Source organism: Ruegeria sp. AH3 (assembly GCF_056536265.1).
Window position 1 is genome coordinate 615,123 of the sequence record NZ_JBQFJL010000001.1, and the last position, 16,137, is coordinate 631,259.

The 16,137-nt window shown below is 61.5% G+C and carries 16 protein-coding genes and 1 riboswitch; of the genes, 3 read left to right on the forward strand and 13 right to left on the reverse strand.

The genetic code is table 11. The features are described from left to right. Positions 1 to 4 precede the first annotated feature (4 nt). From cobF to cbiE, 6 genes are read right to left on the reverse strand one after another with little or no spacing between them, the layout of a single operon-like run. Positions 5 to 748 carry a precorrin-6A synthase (deacetylating) gene (gene cobF, locus ACR3EM_RS02975; RefSeq protein ID WP_480469331.1) on the reverse strand — a complete coding sequence of 248 codons (744 nt, stop codon included), beginning with the start codon at positions 746 to 748 and terminating at the stop codon, positions 5 to 7. Beyond that, positions 741 to 1,469 (reverse strand): uroporphyrinogen-III C-methyltransferase, encoded by a 729-nt coding sequence (gene cobA, locus ACR3EM_RS02980; RefSeq protein WP_480469332.1) that lies wholly within the window; start codon positions 1,467 to 1,469, stop codon positions 741 to 743. Before cobA ends, cobF begins: the two co-directional genes overlap by 8 nt. Next, positions 1,466 to 2,788, reverse strand: a complete 1,323-nt coding sequence (locus ACR3EM_RS02985; RefSeq protein ID WP_480469333.1) for a cobyrinic acid a,c-diamide synthase CobB — start codon at positions 2,786 to 2,788, stop codon at positions 1,466 to 1,468. The genes cobA and ACR3EM_RS02985 overlap by 4 nt, the downstream gene beginning before the upstream one ends. After that, positions 2,775 to 3,569, reverse strand: coding sequence for a precorrin-4 C(11)-methyltransferase (gene cobM, locus ACR3EM_RS02990; protein WP_480469334.1), 795 nt, complete (start codon positions 3,567 to 3,569; stop codon positions 2,775 to 2,777). Before cobM ends, ACR3EM_RS02985 begins: the two co-directional genes overlap by 14 nt. Then, the gene (locus ACR3EM_RS02995; protein WP_480471886.1) at positions 3,566 to 3,934 is read right to left on the reverse strand and encodes a cobalamin biosynthesis protein; all 369 of its coding nucleotides are present in this window, start codon (positions 3,932 to 3,934) and stop codon (positions 3,566 to 3,568) included. Before ACR3EM_RS02995 ends, cobM begins: the two co-directional genes overlap by 4 nt. Next, positions 3,931 to 5,130, reverse strand: a complete 1,200-nt coding sequence (gene cbiE, locus ACR3EM_RS03000; RefSeq protein WP_480469335.1) for a precorrin-6y C5,15-methyltransferase (decarboxylating) subunit CbiE — start codon at positions 5,128 to 5,130, stop codon at positions 3,931 to 3,933. Before cbiE ends, ACR3EM_RS02995 begins: the two co-directional genes overlap by 4 nt. On the opposite strand from cbiE, the gene ACR3EM_RS03005 reads away from it, so the two are divergent. Then, on the forward strand, positions 5,129 to 5,860 hold the full coding sequence (locus ACR3EM_RS03005; RefSeq protein WP_480469336.1) for a cobalt-precorrin-6A reductase: 732 nt from the start codon (positions 5,129 to 5,131) through the stop codon (positions 5,858 to 5,860). The genes cbiE and ACR3EM_RS03005 overlap by 2 nt on opposite strands. On the opposite strand, the gene cobJ is transcribed toward ACR3EM_RS03005, so the two are convergent. The 7 genes from cobJ to ACR3EM_RS03040 are packed head-to-tail and all read right to left on the reverse strand — an operon-like array spanning position 5,851 to position 13,820. Continuing rightward, positions 5,851 to 6,615, reverse strand: a complete 765-nt coding sequence (cobJ, locus tag ACR3EM_RS03010; RefSeq protein ID WP_480469337.1) for a precorrin-3B C(17)-methyltransferase — start codon at positions 6,613 to 6,615, stop codon at positions 5,851 to 5,853. The two genes, ACR3EM_RS03005 and cobJ, sit on opposite strands and share 10 nt — an antisense overlap. Next, entirely contained in the window at positions 6,612 to 7,340 is a 729-nt protein-coding gene (locus ACR3EM_RS03015) for a precorrin-2 C(20)-methyltransferase (protein WP_480469338.1), read from the reverse strand. The genes cobJ and ACR3EM_RS03015 overlap by 4 nt, the downstream gene beginning before the upstream one ends. Beyond that, positions 7,337 to 7,966, reverse strand: a complete 630-nt coding sequence (locus ACR3EM_RS03020; protein WP_480469339.1) for a precorrin-8X methylmutase — start codon at positions 7,964 to 7,966, stop codon at positions 7,337 to 7,339. Before ACR3EM_RS03020 ends, ACR3EM_RS03015 begins: the two co-directional genes overlap by 4 nt. Beyond that, positions 7,966 to 9,093: a precorrin-3B synthase gene (cobG, locus tag ACR3EM_RS03025; protein ID WP_480469340.1), complete on the reverse strand. Its 1,128-nt coding sequence runs from the start codon at positions 9,091 to 9,093 to the stop codon at positions 7,966 to 7,968. The genes ACR3EM_RS03020 and cobG overlap by 1 nt, the downstream gene beginning before the upstream one ends. Beyond that, a complete protein-coding gene (gene cobN, locus ACR3EM_RS03030; RefSeq protein ID WP_480469341.1) occupies positions 9,093 to 12,383 on the reverse strand; it encodes a cobaltochelatase subunit CobN in 3,291 nt (1,096 codons plus the stop codon). The genes cobG and cobN overlap by 1 nt, the downstream gene beginning before the upstream one ends. A gap of 4 nt (positions 12,384 to 12,387) precedes the next feature. After that, the gene (cobW, locus tag ACR3EM_RS03035; protein WP_480469342.1) at positions 12,388 to 13,443 is read right to left on the reverse strand and encodes a cobalamin biosynthesis protein CobW; all 1,056 of its coding nucleotides are present in this window, start codon (positions 13,441 to 13,443) and stop codon (positions 12,388 to 12,390) included. Beyond that, positions 13,440 to 13,820, reverse strand: coding sequence for a DUF1636 family protein (locus ACR3EM_RS03040; protein ID WP_480469343.1), 381 nt, complete (start codon positions 13,818 to 13,820; stop codon positions 13,440 to 13,442). The genes cobW and ACR3EM_RS03040 overlap by 4 nt, the downstream gene beginning before the upstream one ends. Before the next feature lie 85 nt (positions 13,821 to 13,905). Further along, positions 13,906 to 14,111: riboswitch (cobalamin riboswitch) on the reverse strand. A 31-nt stretch (positions 14,112 to 14,142) separates the two neighbouring features. Between ACR3EM_RS03040 and ACR3EM_RS03045 the strand changes: the two genes are divergently transcribed. Both ACR3EM_RS03045 and ACR3EM_RS03050 read left to right on the forward strand, forming a co-directional pair. Next, positions 14,143 to 15,213, forward strand: coding sequence for an NAD(P)-dependent oxidoreductase (locus ACR3EM_RS03045; protein WP_480469344.1), 1,071 nt, complete (start codon positions 14,143 to 14,145; stop codon positions 15,211 to 15,213). Between the two features lie 123 nt (positions 15,214 to 15,336). Then, positions 15,337 to 16,134: a DeoR/GlpR family DNA-binding transcription regulator gene (locus ACR3EM_RS03050; protein WP_480469345.1), complete on the forward strand. Its 798-nt coding sequence runs from the start codon at positions 15,337 to 15,339 to the stop codon at positions 16,132 to 16,134. The last annotated feature ends 3 nt before the right edge of the window (positions 16,135 to 16,137 follow it).

Genomic DNA, 16,137 nt, shown 5'->3' on the forward strand with positions numbered 1-16,137 from the left:
CCGCTCAGTCCGCACGCTTTCTCAGCAAATAAATATCCATGATCCAACCATGATCTTCACGAGCGCGGGCGCGCGTGTCGATAATCTGCTGCGCCACTTCGATCAGGGGACCCTTGATCAAGATTTCCTCCTTCATGCCGACATATGCCCCCCACCAGATGTCAAAATCGGCCATCTCAAGACTCTGGAACGAACATTCTCCGTCCAGCATCACCGCGACGGTCGAAGCCGTGTTGGGCCAGCCCTCATCCCGGATGCGCCGCCCAGTAGTGACTATGTAAGGCGCGCCCAGTTCATTGATCGGTATTGCATGCGCCGCCGTCAGCGCCTGCAGGGCGGTGATGCCGGGGATCACCTTTGTCGTTGGTCGCGGTTCCAACCGCGCCGCAATGCGCAGCGAACTGTCGTAAAGCGAGGGATCCCCCCAAATCAGCAGCGCCACGCGGCATGCATCGGGGTGCGCGCCCATTGCCTCATGCCAGCGCAATGCGATGGCATCATGCCACTCGTCCACCCCGCGCAGATATCCGTCATCCGAGCGTCGCTTAGGGATGTCGAAATAGGCGATACGCGGTGCGGTTTCGGTAACCTGAGCGATGATCTCTTCGCGTATCCCGGCCAGATCGGCCTTGTTTTCACCCTTGCGCGGGATCAGGATCAGATCCGCCGTCTGAATCGCCTGTGCTCCCTGAAAGGTCACATGATCCGGGTTGCCGGTGCCGATCCCGATCAGGCTCAACTCAATCATCCTCGAACTCCGCCAGCGGCCCATACAGAATGAGCGCCGGAGCCGTTCCAATTTCAGAACGCAGCGTCTCGGCCAAAGTACCGATGGTTGATCGGTGCAGCTTCTGTTCGGGGGTGGAGACAGACTCGGCCATGAGAGCAGGTGTGTCCAGAGGCAGGCCATGCGATTGTAATGCCTCGACCAATAGCGGGAAGGTGCGCTTGCCCATGAACACGACGGTCGTCGCCCCGGCATCGGCCAAAGCGGGCAGGTTCAGATCGGTGGGAAGCTTGCCGCTGACATCGTGGCCGGTGACAAACTGAACTCGCCGCGCCGTCAATCGCCGGGTCAACGGGATACCTGCCGCTGCCGCCGCCGCGATGGCCGATGGGATGCCCGGAATGATCTCATAATCTATCCCGGCTTCGCGCAGAGCGATGAGTTCTTCTTCAAGGCGCCCGAACATACCGCCGTCACCCGATTTCAACCGCACAACATGCTGACCGGTCTGTGCATATTCGACCAGCAACCGGCTGACATGATCCTGCTTGGGCGAGGGGCGTCCAGCGCGTTTGCCGACGCCCACCAGATCGGCGTTGTCGCGTACGTGGGTCAGGATAGGGCCGCTGCTGAGGTCGTCAAACAACACTGCATCGGCTTTTTGCATCCGATCGACCGCCTTCAGTGTCAACAGTTCGGGGTCACCGGGGCCTGATCCGATGAAAGACACAAACCCGCTCATGCCGACGCCTCCGCGATCAGGTGAAAGAATGTGCCGGTAACAGTGCCACGGACCGACCCGGTCTGAGGCCCTTCCGCGCCTTCTGCGTCAAACACTCGTGCCAGAGGGGCATCGGGCTGTTCAACGATCGAAGAATAGTGGAACTCGTGCCCCCGAAGAGCGGTTCCCGCTGGCAAGCCCGGCATCGGGGCAAGTAATTCGGCCTTGCGATAACCCAGATTGAACTTGCGCTTTTGGTAGGAGGTCACCAACCCCAATAGGCCCGCCATCTCGTGCTGCACGCCGTCCTTGTCGATCAGGGCCTGACCCAAAGCCATATACCCTCCGCATTCACCATGCACAGGCTTGGTCTCGGCATGCTTGCGCAAACCGCTCTGGAAGGTCTGGGCCGCAGCCAGAGTGCCTGCATGCAATTCCGGATACCCGCCGGGTAACCATACCAGATCCGCGTTCCTCGCCGGAGCCTCATCGGCCAGCGGTGAAAATGGTAAAATCTCAGCCCCTGCCGTGCGCCACCCTTCCAGCAAATGCGGGTAGGTAAACGAAAATGCAGCGTCTCGAGCCAGTGCGATCCGCTGTGCCGGGGGCCGCGGCAGCGCGGCTGACGATGGCCTTGCTGGGCCTGAGGAAGCCGCCCGCTTGATCGCCTCAAGATCGACATGCTCCCGCAGGAACGCGGCATACCCGACGATCGCGCTTTCCAGATCAGGATGTTCGACCGCTTGTATCAAGCCCAGATGTCGCTCGGGCAGGGTCAGATCACCCCTCCTCGGTAATACGCCCAGAACCGGCAGGCCTGCGCGCTCCATGCCCAGTCGCGTCAGGCGCTCGTGGCGCGGGCTGGCGCAGCGGTTCAGGATTACGCCGGCAAAGGGCAGATCAGGATTGTACATCTTGAAGCCCAGTGCCGTGGCCGCAGCTGATTGAGCCTGACCGCCCACATCCAGTACCAGCACGACCGGCCAGCCCATCCGCTGTGCGGTCTCGGCGCTTGATCCATGACCTAACTCGCCGGGTTTGGCGACACCGTCAAACAGCCCCATCGACCCCTCGGCCACGACGATATCAGCCCCTTCGGCCTGTATAGATATCGCATTCAGCAACGGTTCTCCCATCGCCCAGCTGTCCAGATTGAACGAGGCGCGCCCCGCAGCTGCCCGGTGAAAAGCTGGATCGATGTAATCCGGTCCGCTTTTGAAAGGCTGCACAGCAAGCCCATCCTCGGCCAGTGCACGTAACAGGCCCAGCATGACCGTGGTTTTGCCGGTGCCCGAAGACGGTGCGGAAATCAAAACGCCGGGAGGGTTAGTCATCACCATGGCTCCAGCTTGACCAGGGGCTATCTGCGCTTTGCGGGCGATAGCGGCGGTCGTAGTCTTTGGAATAGAGGCAGCTTTCGTCGAACCCTTCACCCGCAAGCGCAGGTCCAACTATGATCAGCGCCGTACGCGAGATGCTTTCATCCAGCGCCTCTTTCAACGTTTTCAGTGTCGCACGGATGATCCGCTCATCCGGCCAGCTGGCGCGGTAGACTACGGCCACGGGACAATCGGCGCCGTAGGCCGGAGTCAGGTCGGCGACCACTTGATCCAGATTGCCGATCGACAAGTGAATGGCCAGCGTCGCTCCGGTTCGTGCGAAATTCTCCAGCGTCTCGCCTTCGGGCATCGAGGATGCACGTCCGGGCGTCCGTGTCAGAACCACCGATTGCGCCAAACCGGGCAGAGTCAGTTCGGTGCCTAAAGCGGCGGCTGCTGCTGCAAAGGACGGCACGCCGGGTGTTACGCTGACCGGAATCCCCATCTCTTTCAGGCGACGAATTTGTTCCCCCATCGCGGACCAGACTGACAGATCACCTGAATGCAGGCGTGCTACGTCCTGACCCGCCTTATGGGCGGCCTCGATCTCGGCCATGATCTGATCCAGATCCATCGGCGCAGTGTTGATGATCTTCGCGCCCTCGGGGCAATGGCTCAGGATTTCTTCGGGCACCAGCGATCCCGCATAGAGGCACACAGGGCACGAGGCGATGATATCGCGCCCGCGCAGGGTCAGCAGGTCGGCAGCGCCCGGTCCGGCGCCGATGAAATGAACGGTCATGTTTGTCCTCCGATGGCGATGGCGCAGGTGGCCAGCCGGTCGTCTGATATCTGTCTAGGTGAGAGCAGTCGCGCGCCCGGTCCGGCGGCGGCCAAGGCGGATGCTTCGGCGACGCTGCCGGTGCCATAGGTGGCCCGGCTGCGGTTCGAGCATGTCAGAGTGCGTTGCCCGGTCAGATCGGCAGCCGCAACGAAATGCAGGGGCAGGGCGAGGTCTTCGGCGAAAGCCGACAGCGCCGGGTGCCCCTCTTTGTCGGCAACTGTCGCCAACGCTTCGACAATTTGCCCGGACACTGCCGCTTCATAGGCGGTGCGCAGGCTGTCAGCAGTAGCTTTTGATGAGAAGCCCAGGCCAGCGACGATCATAGCGTCACGCTCCATTGAACCACCGGATAGGCCGATTTCCAACCGCGGCGCGGCCCCAGCGGGGCGGAATGCGCCAGCTCTACGCGCAGAAGCTCTCCGCCCAAGTCTTCATGCCACCGAGCTAACAGTGCCTCGCTTTCCAGCGTTACCGCGTTGGCGACCAACCGAGTTCCAGCGGGCAGCGCATCACGCAGCCAGATCAGCAGGTCAGGGCTCAGGCCTCCGCCGATGAAGACCACATCAGGCAACGGCAGGCCGGTCAACGCATCCGGTGCGGCACCATGCACGACGTTCAGGCGATCCTGCCCCAGCATATCTGCGTTGCGGCGGATGCGCTCGGCGCGATCTTCGCGCGGCTCGATCGTCGTCGCGGTCAGGGTCGGGTCACACATCAGCCACTCGATACTGATTGAGCCGGTGCCTCCACCGATATCCCACAAGTGCTCGCCCCTTTGAGGGGCCAATGCAGACAGGGTCAGCGCACGGATCGGGCGTTTGGTGATCTGGCCGTCGGTTTCGAAAATCTCGTCTGGTTTTCCTGTTGCCTTGGGCAGGGCGCGGCCTTGGCCAGCGACCTCGAGCGCAACGCAGACAGGGTGATCGAAGGTGCCCAGCAGCGCTTCGGTCAATGATACAGCCCGGGCGCGTTCGCGTGGGCCGCCCAACGCCTCCATCACGTGCAGCCGGGTATCCGCGAAGCGTGTCTCGGTCAGATACTGGGCCAATTCTGCAACCGCCGCACCATTGCGCAACAGGATGATGGCGCGCAGGCCGGGCGACAAATGCGGGCGCAGGCGGGTCAGCGGGGCCGCGTGCAGGCCAAAGGTTTGCGTGCTCTCCAGCGGCCAGCCCAGACGCGCCGCGGCGAGCGAGAATGTCGACTGGCCGGGCAGAGCGATCCATTCCCCGGCCTCAAAATTGCGTGCGATCACCGAACCCGCACCGAACCAGAACGGATCGCCTGATGCCAGAACCACGGTCGCGCGCCCGCGTTCCTGCTGCAGCAATGGCAAACCGTCCGAGAAGGGTACAGGCCATTCGATCCGTCGGGCGCCGGTTTCGGGCAACAGCGAAAGATGCCGGGGAGGGCCCATGATAACTTCGGCCCGGTCCAGCACTTGACGGCTTGCGGGCGACAGGCCATCAAGCCCATCTTCGCCCAAGCCCAGAACGGTCAGCCACGGAGATTCAGACATGCCAAACCTCCTGATTCTTGGTGGTACGACCGAGGCCAACGCTCTGGCCAAAGCTGTATCCGAACAGGGGATTACGGCGATCTATTCTTACGCCGGACGGGTGGAGAAACCTCGCCCTCAGCCGTTGCCGACCCGTGTTGGCGGGTATGGTGGGGTTGACGGGCTGGCCAGTTATATCCGCGAAAACGGCGTTACTCACGTCGTGGATGCCACTCATCCGTTTGCCGCTCAGATGAGCCGGAACGCGATCGCGGCCTGCAATGAGACGCAAATTCCGCTTGCTGCTCTGACGCGCGGGGCATGGGTGCCGCAACCCGGTGACAGATGGCATCATGTGCCCGATATCGCCGCCGCGGTTGAGGCGCTTTCCGGAGTGCCACAGCGCGTGTTTCTGGCAGTTGGACGTATGCATCTTGAAGACTTCGCGGCGAAACCTCAGCACCATTACCTTCTGCGGCTGGTGGATGAACCCGAAGACCTGCCGCTGCCGAATGCAGATGTGATCGTGGCCCGAGGGCCCTTCACCGAGGCCGATGACCGCGCACTGATGCAAGATCACGGCACGCAGCTTGTTGTGTCCAAGAACGCTGGCGGCTCTGGCGCGCGCGCGAAGCTCGACGCGGCGCGGGCGCTGGGCTTGCCGGTGCTGATGATCGATCGTCCGGCCCTGCCGCAGCGGATCGAACTGAGCCATGTCACACAGATTTTGGACTGGTTGACTCATCCCTGACCCTCATCGAGCGTAAATCGTGGTGTATAGACGATGGGCGCGCCATTCCGTTCGATCAAACGCGTGCGAGATGAGCCGACGATGACCACGGTCTGCATATCCGCCATTTCGGGTGTCGCCTCGGCCAGTGTGGAAATTCGGATCGCCTCATCCGCGCGCGATACAGCACGGGCAAACAGGATCAGCCGTTCGGGTTCGCATTCCTCACGCAGGATTTCCAGCGTCTTCACAAAGCCTTCTGGTCGAGACTTCGAGCGTGGATTGTAGAACGCCATTGAAAAGTCCGCCTGCGCGGCCAGCCGCAATCGTTTTTCGATCAGTGACCATGGTTTGAGGTTGTCACTGAGGTTGATGGCGCAAAAATCGTGCCCCATCGGCGCGCCTGCCCGTGCAGAGGCCGCCAACATCGCAGTAATTCCGGGCAGAACGTCGATCTGAATATCGCGCCATACAGCAGGGCCGTTCTCCAGCGCTTCAAACACCGCGGCAGCCATTGCAAATACGCCGGGATCTCCGGACGAGACGACCACAACCTTTTTGCCCTCGGCCGCCATTTGCAGCGCGTGCTGAGATCGGTCGATCTCGACTCGGTTATCGCTGGCGTGCAGGGTCAGCCCTTCGCGTTCTGCCACGCGGGCGACGTAGGGGATGTAGCCGACCACATCGGTCGCATCGGCCAAGGCCGCCGTGACTTCGGGGGTCACGAGGGCCTTGTCGCCCGGTCCAAGCCCTGCGATCTTGACCCAACCACTCATGGTCGCCGTCCCTGTCCATGAACGATGATGATCGAGAAATAGGGGGTGATCTTATCGCAGGCCTCGGACAGTTTCGTCACGGTCTGGTTTGGCATCTGGGCGAATTCAACGATCCAGGCACGGTCATACAGACCGGCCGTCTTCAGAGCACGCTTCACCTTGTCGATATTGCGCCCGATCTTCATCACCACCAACGCATCGGTTTGTCCCATGCGTTCTGCCAGAGATTCCTCGGGCAGAGTGCCAACCAGCACGGTCAGAACGTCATCGCCCCAGGTGATCGGGTCGCCCGTCGCTGTCCAGGCGCCGGACATGCCCGTGATTGCAGGGACGACTTCTACATCGGCATCGTCTCTTAAGCGGCTGTAAAGATGCATGAAAGATCCATAGAAAAACGGATCTCCCTCACACAGGACCACAACGTCCTCTCCTTGCTCGGACAGTGCTTTCAGATGCGCTGCGCAGTCTTTGTAGAAGGCGGATAGAAGCTCATTATAGCGCGGATCGGTCACCGGTATTTCGGTTGTGACCGGGTATTCCATCGGGAATTCGACCGCATCTCCCGGGATCATCCCGTTGACGATCTTGCGCGCCTGACCGCTGCGGCCCGGTTTGCGAAAGAAAGCCACGTGGCGTGCATTGCGCAGCAAGCGGTCGGCCCGAACGCTCATCAGGTCCGGGTCGCCGGGGCCGAGGCCCACGCCATATATTTTGCCCCCGCTCATTCCGCGCGGCTCGCGATGGCGTTGATGGCTGCCACGGTAATGGCGCTGCCGCCCAGACGTCCCTTGACGATACAGGACGGGACCGGCTGTGCCTCCCACAGGGCATCCTTGGATTCGACGGCGCCGACAAAGCCCACCGGGCAACCGATGATGGCGGCGGGGCGCGGGCATTCGGGGTCTTCCAACATATTCAGCAGATGGAACAGCGCGGTGGGCGCATTGCCGATGGCGACCAGCGCGCCCTCCAGATGCGGACGCCAAAGCTCCAGCGCGGCGGCTGAGCGGGTGTTGCTCATCTCGGCGGCCAGAGGGCGCACACGGTCGTCATGCAGGGTGCAGATGACCTCGTTATCGGCAGGCAGGCGGAAGCGAGTTACGCCCTCGCTAACCATGCGGGCGTCACACAGGATCGGCGCGCCATTTTCCAGCGCGGCGCGTGCTGCGGTTACGAAACCGGGAGAGAAGTGCACGAACTCTTCCAGACCGACCATACCGGCGGCGTGGATCATGCGAACGGCGACCTGTTCCTCGTCGGCGTCGAACCGAGTCAGATCGGATTCGGACCGGATGGTGGCGAAGCTTTCCTTATAGATCGCCGCGCCATCGGTTTCATACGTGTAGGGCATCAGGTGAAGTCCATGTTCATTAGTGTTTCTTCGGTCAAGCCACGCTGGCAGGGCTCATCCCCCGCGCGGCCTTGTTTGACAAGATCGAATCGTCCCTCACGGCCCACCAAAGTGACATCGGCGGCACTCATGCGGGCACAACCCTTGGCACAGCCCGATACGTGCAGGTTGCCGGGAATGCGCGCGGCTAGGGCGCGTGCGATCCCGCGGGTTTCCACCTGGGCCTGCGGGCAGAATGGAGCGCCGGGGCAGGCGTCAGTGGTCATTAGCGGGTCGGTTTCGTTTGTGACAAATGCCGGAGCAGGTATCGCTGCCCCGCCTTCCAGCAGGATCAGCCGCCACGGCGTGACCCGAAGGGCAGAGGCGCCACTCTTCTCGATCAAATCACAGAGTTCGCGCGCAGGCAGTTGGCCGAAAGTCGCGCCATAAATGGTGCCTTGCGGTCGGACACCGGGTTGAAGCGGCGTGCCAACTGGACCGGGCAAGGTGCCTTGCCAGTCGTCGGGCAAACCAATTGAAGCTACAACCCGCGTCATGCGTCGCGTCTCGGGTGTGTGATGTTCTGCAAACCAGTTCGCCAACGCGATCAACTGATCGATGGCTTGGGTTTCAGACACACAACGTCCGGTATCAGCCCCGTCAGCGCGTAGGACCAGACCATCAGGGCTGGTTTCAAGCCTGATATCCGCTGAATTCGCCGCCAGCAGACGCTCGGGTCCGGTGTCGATGGCAAAGCCGAATTTGGCAGGCAAGGCGGGCAACTCGGCCAGTCGGTCGATCAACTCCTGTGTCAGACGTGCGGTCAGGTCGAGGGGTTCATAGAGCGGCGAGACCAGAATGTTGCGCCGAACCTCAATGCCGGGCTCCGCGTCCAAAAGATTCAGCGCCGAAAGCTCCGCAAGCAACGGCTGATGGTCCGCTTCGGCAACGCCGCGCAATTGAAGGTTGGCTCGGTTGGTCAGGTCTATGGTGCCGTTGCCGAACCGCTCGGCCAGAGTGCACAGACCCATCGCTTGTTGGGCGTCCAGACGTGCCAGTCGGGGGCGGACCCGGACCACCAAGCCATCACCCGACATCATCGGTCGATGGGCGCCCGGGCACCAGCCCTGTACGATTGGGGCGCTCATCATAACCCCTCCAAATCGGCCCGGATCGAGTTCCGGCGCGTATTCCAAAGACCAGCCTCCAGCAGAGCGCGGAAACGGTCCTGCATGGCCTGATGCGCCTGAGGGTTGGCCTCTTGCAGGAAGGCATCTACGTCGGAGTCCCCCAGCGTCGCATCATGATAAAGATCGAACAGATGAGGTGCGACCGTGCCGGACAGATGGGCAAAGGAGGCCATATGGTCCAGAGTTGCCGCAATTTCGGCTGCACCCCGGAACCCATGCCGTTGCATTCCGGCGATCCAGCCCGGATTTGCCGCGCGGGCATGCACGACACGGCTGATTTCCTCGGGCAAGGTGCGGGCGCGTGGGTTGTCCGGGTTAGTATTGTCCAGATGATAAAGCTGCGCGCTTCCGCCGGAGATCTTCTTGGCGGCGGCAAACCCTGCCTCATGCGTGGCATAGTCGCTGGCCAGCAGCAGATCGGTTTCAGTCAGGTCCTGAAGATGGACGAAGCTGTCGGCATTGGCGACGCGCTGCGAGATGCCGTCCTTATCTTGGGCGATATGTTCCCCCTCCAGCGCGAAAGAACTGGCCTCGAGCCACGCCTCGCCGGCCTGAACGCGAGCTTCGTCCGTATAGGTCTCGGAAAGATGGGTCATGTTCAACCCATAGCTGCCCGGGGCAGGGCCAAAGACGCGCGCCGCCAGTTCCTGACCGGCATAGGGGTTCCAGTCAGACGCCTCATCGCGCGTCGAAAGGGCTCGTACCGCCTGACCATAGAGCGCTGACAGGGTCGGGAATACATCGCGGAACAAGCCGGAGACCCGTAGCGTGACATCCAGACGTGGACGACTGAGATCGGTGATCGGCAAGACCTCGATTCCCGATACCCGTTCTGAGCCCTTATCCCAGACAGGTTTGACGCCCAGCAGGTGCAACGCCATGGCGAATTCCTCGCCCGCTGTGCGCATGGTGGCCGAGCCCCACAGATCGACGATTAGGCCCTTGGGATAATCGCCTTCTTCTTGCAAATGCCGTCGCACCAGTTCTTCGGCCAGCTTGACGCCTTGGGTATAGGCCGCACGCGTCGGTACTGAACGCGGATCAGTGGTGTACAGGTTCCGTCCGGTTGGCAGCACGTCCGAGCGACCGCGATAGGGGGAACCAGACGGGCCAGCCTCAATCCGTTTACCCGCCAGTGCGTCGATCAGGGCACTGCGTTCGGCATGGGCCGAGGGCGCGGGGTCGAAATTGCCGGTCACCTCTGGCACGCGGCCAAAGATATGCAACCCGTCGCCGAACTGACTTTCCTTGATATCGCAGACAAACCGGTCGATGCGGGTGATCGCCTCGGCGGTGCAGGTGGCCTGATCAAGGCCAAGATCGCTTTCAAGCCCGATGGCTTGCGCCTCGTCCCGGATGTTTTCCTGCAGCCGGTCGCGGCGCTTGGGGTCCAATCCGTCGGCGTTCGAGAATTCGTCGAGCAGCGATTCCAGCCGCACCATCCGATCGGGCGTACCGCTTTCCTTCAAGGGTGGCGGTATGTGACCCAGCGTAACGGCCCCGATCCGGCGTTTTGCCTGTGCGGCCTCGCCGGGGTCGTTGACGATGAAGGGATAGATCACCGGCAGATCGCGGATCAGCGCTTCGGGCCAGCAATCGGCGGACAAGGCGACCGATTTGCCCGGCAGCCATTCCAGTGTGCCATGCGCACCGATATGGATCAGCGCATCCGCGCCCAATCCTTTACGGAGCCACAGGTAGAAGGCGACATAGCTGTGACGCGGGGTGCGCGACAGGTCGTGGTAGTCGTCATCCCGCAGTTCGGGCGTGCCGCGTTCCGGTTGCAACGCGATCAGAGCTTTGCCCCGTCGCAGGGCAGTGAAATGGAACGCGCCATCGGTGAAGGTTGGGTCGTCCTCGGGCTTGCCCCAGACGGTTTGCAGATCGGTGCGCAGTTGGTCGGGCAGGTCCGCCAGCGTGGTTTGATAGTCAGTCAGCGGCCACGAAATCCGAGCTTCCAACAGTGTTTCGCCAATCGGTTCGGCAGGCGCGGTATCATAACCCTCGGCCTGCAAGTCGGACAGCATCGCCTCGGCAGAGGCCAGCGCGTCCAACCCAACCGCATGGGCCATTTGCCAATCCTTGCCGGGATAAGTGGACAGCACCAGCGCGGGCACTTGATCCGCCTTGGGTTTATCGTCGAGGTTCAGCCAACCAATCACACGATCAATGATTGCTTCGATCCGTTCAGGTTCAGCCCGGTGGGCAAAACGGGAATACTCAAGGTGCGGGTCGCGCTTTCCCGGTTCTTTAAACGAGGCGATGCCTGCCGAGATACGCCCGTCTACCTCAGGCAGAACCACATGCATGGCGAGGTCGGCGGGCGAAAGCCCACGTTCGGCTTCGGCCCACGCCTTGCGGCGCGAGGTGGCCAGCGCGACCTGAAATACCGGCACACCCGCTGCATCGAGCGGAGAGGTGCCCGACGCGCCTTTGCCCGAGAACGAAGTGGCGTTGATGATCGCGGATGGGCTTAACGCAACGACCTGATCCCGCAGCCAGTCGGCGGCAGCGGGTGCTTTCAGAGATGGAGCGAACAGACCAACAGCGTCATATCCGCGGGCACGCAGGCTGCGGATCAAGGTTGCGACCGGGGCGGTATCCGCCGAGGTCAGGTAAGCGCGGTAAAAGGTGACGAGGATGCGTTTCGCGTCACCTGTGAACGCTTCTTCCGCCGGGAGCACACCGCGATCCGGGCACCATGCGCCACACTCGGGCAAGGTCTTGGCCCCCATCACCGGCCCAGCATAAAGACCTGCCGCCAGTGCCATTTGCGCCAAGGCCGCCTGTGCCGCGACCTCACCGCCGGTGTCGCACAGATGCGCCAGCCGCCGCAGGGTCGAGACGGGTAAGGTGGAGTAGTCGTCCAGCCGGGTATCTTCGCGCCCATCCGCAGGCAGGACGGCCAGTGCAATGCCCTTGGCCTGCGCCAGCGCCAGAACCTGCTGCAAGCCGTACGCCCAATAGGGCACTCCACCGATCAGACGGATCAGTATGCCCTTGGCCCCCTCCAACGTCTGTTCGACATAGGTGTCGACGGACAGAGGGTGTTTCAGCGCCGTCAGATTGGCCAGCCGCATCGTCGGCATCCGCCCGTCGGGTCCGCCTCCACGGTGCCATCCCGCCGCGAAAGCGCCGAGGTCGCTGTCGGAAAAGGACAGCACCACCAAATCCGCCGGGCTTTGGCCCAGATCGGTCGGGGTTTCCGTTTCCTCTAACCCGTGGCTTTCGCGGAAGACGACGTGCATGGCTTTACTCGGCTGCCTCGGTCACACCCACGAGGATATCGCGGATTTCGGCCTCTTTGATATCGTCATGCTCGGCAATGACGACTAGACGCGAGCGGCGCTCCTCGCCGGGTTCCCAAGGGCGGTCATACTGATGGCGCACGCGCGCACCGACGGCCTGAACCAGCAGGCGCATGGGCTTGCCTTGAACGGCGGCATAGCCTTTGACGCGCAGGATGTTCAGTTCTTTGGCCAGACGTTCGATTTTCGTCACCAGATCGAGCGGATCGCTCTGTTCGGGCAACTCGACGATGATGCTTTCGAAATCGTCATGTTCGTGATCGTGATGGCCGTCGTGATGCGATGGGCGTGCGTCCATGTCATCCTCGGCGGCGGCTTCCAGACCCAACACGACGCGGACGTCAACGACGCCCTCGGCCACTTCAACAACGGGCAGGGGGCGCGGGGCCTCTGCAGCGATGACCTCTTTGGCCTTGGCGACACCTTCGGGACCGGCCAGATCAGGCTTGGTCAGCAGGATGATATCGGCGCAGGAAATCTGATCTTCGAACACTTCGGACAGCGGCGTTTCATGATCAATCGAGTCATCGGCCATGCGCTGGGCATCCACCGCCTCGACATTCGGGGCAAAGCGACCGGCAGCGACCGCCTCGGCATCGGCCAGCGCGATGACACCATCGACGGTGATTTTCGAACGGATATCAGGCCAGTCGAAGGCCTTTAGCAGCGGTTTCGGCAGCGCCAGACCGCTGGTTTCGATCAGGATGTGATCAGGGCGCGGCTCCAGCGCCATCAGCACTTCGATGGTCGGGATGAAATCGTCCGCCACGGTGCAGCAGATGCAGCCATTGGCCAGTTCCATGATGTTTTCCGCCGGGCAATCGGGGATCGCGCAGGATTTCAGGATATCGCCATCAACGCCAACATCGCCGAATTCATTGACCACAACGGCCAGACGCTTGCCCTGCGGGTTCTGCATCAGGTGGCGCACCAGCGTTGTCTTGCCCGAGCCCAGAAAGCCGGTGATCACAGTGACGGGAAGTTTCTCAAGGTTGCTCATTTCAGGGCTCCAATCGGGGGAATGCGGGCTGCGCAGTTCTTGCGGAAATGTTCGGGGCGCTCGCGCCATTTGACCAGACCATCCTCGGTCGCGAGGTATTTGGTGGCACCCTCCACGATCATGTCGACGTGGTCGGTTTCGTTGAGGTGTTCATACACGAAGGTCCAGCGATCCGGCCCACCGCGCAAGACGATGGAACAGCCCTCATCGCAGTTCGACAAGCATTCCACGGCTTTCAAGGTGATCCCTTCGGGCAGATCGGCCTGCTCAAGCGCCTTGTGCAAAAGTGCACCGGGGCGCTGCGCATCATCTTCGACAGGCAGCCCGCGACGGCAGGTGGTGCAAACCAGCAGCTCGACCGGAGCGGTCTCGGTCATGTCTCTCATCCCCCCAAATCCTCTTCGTGGGGGACGGGGTTTCATGCGGGTCGCTTTTGACCCGACACCGGAACACCCCGTCCGGTTTAAATCTCGGGCGTTGGCAGGTCTCCCGGCTTGCGGATGTCAGAGGCGGGCCTCTGTCGGATGTCCCGCCTTCCCGGCCTTGCGGCCAGTGGCTTGGGCACCCTCTCCGTTCACGGTCGCGGGGGCGGCTGCGTTTGACGGAAAACCCGCTGACGCATTCCCTTTTCATCTGCGCACGCAGACACCAACGAAAGGGACATGCGGCACGCTTGGGCTGCTTGTCAAGCGAGTCGCGATGATCAGCGAAGAAGCAGGTAAAAAGCGACCTGTCGAGGTCGCTGGGCGGCATGATCCATCTGTGGTGACGTGTTGGCATGGATCACAAGACGCGAACAGGAGGATGCGGCGCATGAAAGTAGGGTTTATCGGGCTGGGAAATGTTGGGGGCAAGCTCTCGGGATCGCTGCTGCGTAACGGAATCGATTTGACGGTTCATGACCTGAACCCGGATCAGGTGACCCGATTTGTCACCGAGGGTGCCAAAGCCGCTGAAAGTCCGGCGCAGTTGATGCGTGATTGCGACGCGGTGATCACTTGCTTGCCTTCACCCGCCGCCTCGGACGCCGTGATGCAAGAGATGTTGCCCGAGGTCGGCCCCGGCAAAATCTGGATGGAGATGTCGACCACCGATGAGGCTGAGGTCAAACGCCTTGGTGCCATGGTCATCGAACAAGGCGGCGCAGCGGTGGATTGTCCGGTTTCAGGCGGATGTCACCGGGCTGCGACGGGCAATATCTCGATCTTCGCTGGCTGTGACCGCGAAACGTTCGAGCGTATTATGCCCTTCCTGACGACCATGGGGCGGCGCATTCTGCACACAGGTGAACTGGGGTCGGCCTCGGTGCTGAAAGTGCTGACCAACTATCTGGCCACCGCTAACCTGATCACCTGCGCCGAGGCTTTGGTGACCGCCAAAGCAGCTGGAATGGATCTTGGAACCACCTATGAGGCGATCAAGATTTCGTCGGGCACCTCGTTCGTGCACGAAACCGAAAGCCAGGTCATCTTGAACGGTTCACGCGATATCTCGTTCACCATGGACCTGGTGAAAAAGGATATCGGCCTGTTTCAGGAGGTTGCCGACCGCGCCGGTGTCCCCCTTGAGGTGAATCCGGTGATGATCAAGATATTCGAAGACGGCATCGCACGCTACGGCGAGCGCGAGTTGTCCCCGAACATAATCAAACGCCTCGAAGATGCGACCGGACTTGAGATTCAAGCACCGGGCTTTCCACCCGAAATGCTGGATGATGAACCCGAAGAGCCCGGCTATGAGGTCATTCCGCAAAACCGCGCTGCGCCGTAAGCCTGTCTGTTGTCATTGAGCCAAACCAAGTCGGCCGCTTGCAGCGGTCGGCCTGTTTCGGGTTGATCACTGACCGCATTCCGTGTCTTTGTTTGGGTAAATTTGGGAAATACGGAGCGTCCAGTGAAAACCCGCAGCCCGCACACCCATCGTGAGCTTGAACTTCTGGATGTTCTCCGTCGTCTGGGCGGGACAGCCCGAAACTCGGAACTGGCCAAAACACTAGGGGTCTCTGAGGAAACCGTGCGGCGCACGATCAAGTCGCTCTCAGCCTCGGGCGCGGTCGAACGTGTGCATGGCGGCGCTTATCTCGCCGGCACCCAAGGCGACCCCAGTTTTTTTCGCCGTATAGCGCAACACTCTGAAGAAAAGCGGTTGATCGCGGGGCATGTGGCGAGCCTGATACGGGACGGGATGACCGTCTTTCTGGATGTCGGCTCGACCACCGCTTATGTGGCCGAAGAGCTGCGGCAGTCGGGAAACCTGACCGTCGTGACCAACTCGATCGGGGTGGGGCAGACCCTGGCCGGAACCAATGGCAATCGTGTGCATTTGCTTGGGGGCGAACTGCAAAGCGATGAGCGCGGCGCATTCGGTCACGTCACGCATCGGCAGGTACAGCGTTATGCGTTTGACATCGCAGTGCTCAGCATCGATGCGATTTCGGCACGTCGAGGTTTCTTGTACCACAGTTCAGTTGAGGCAGACCTTGCGACTGTTGTCGCCAGCAACACCGACCGACTGTTTGTGGCTGCGGCGCATTTTAAATTTGGTGAAACCGCGCCTTATGTCGGACCCGAGCCGCGTATGATCGATCTACTGGTCACGGACCAAGCACCTACCGGGGATGTTGCCAAGGCATTGAAGCAATGGGGTATTCGGATCGAGATTGCAGAAACCAATCACCGGCAAGCTGGCTAGTCG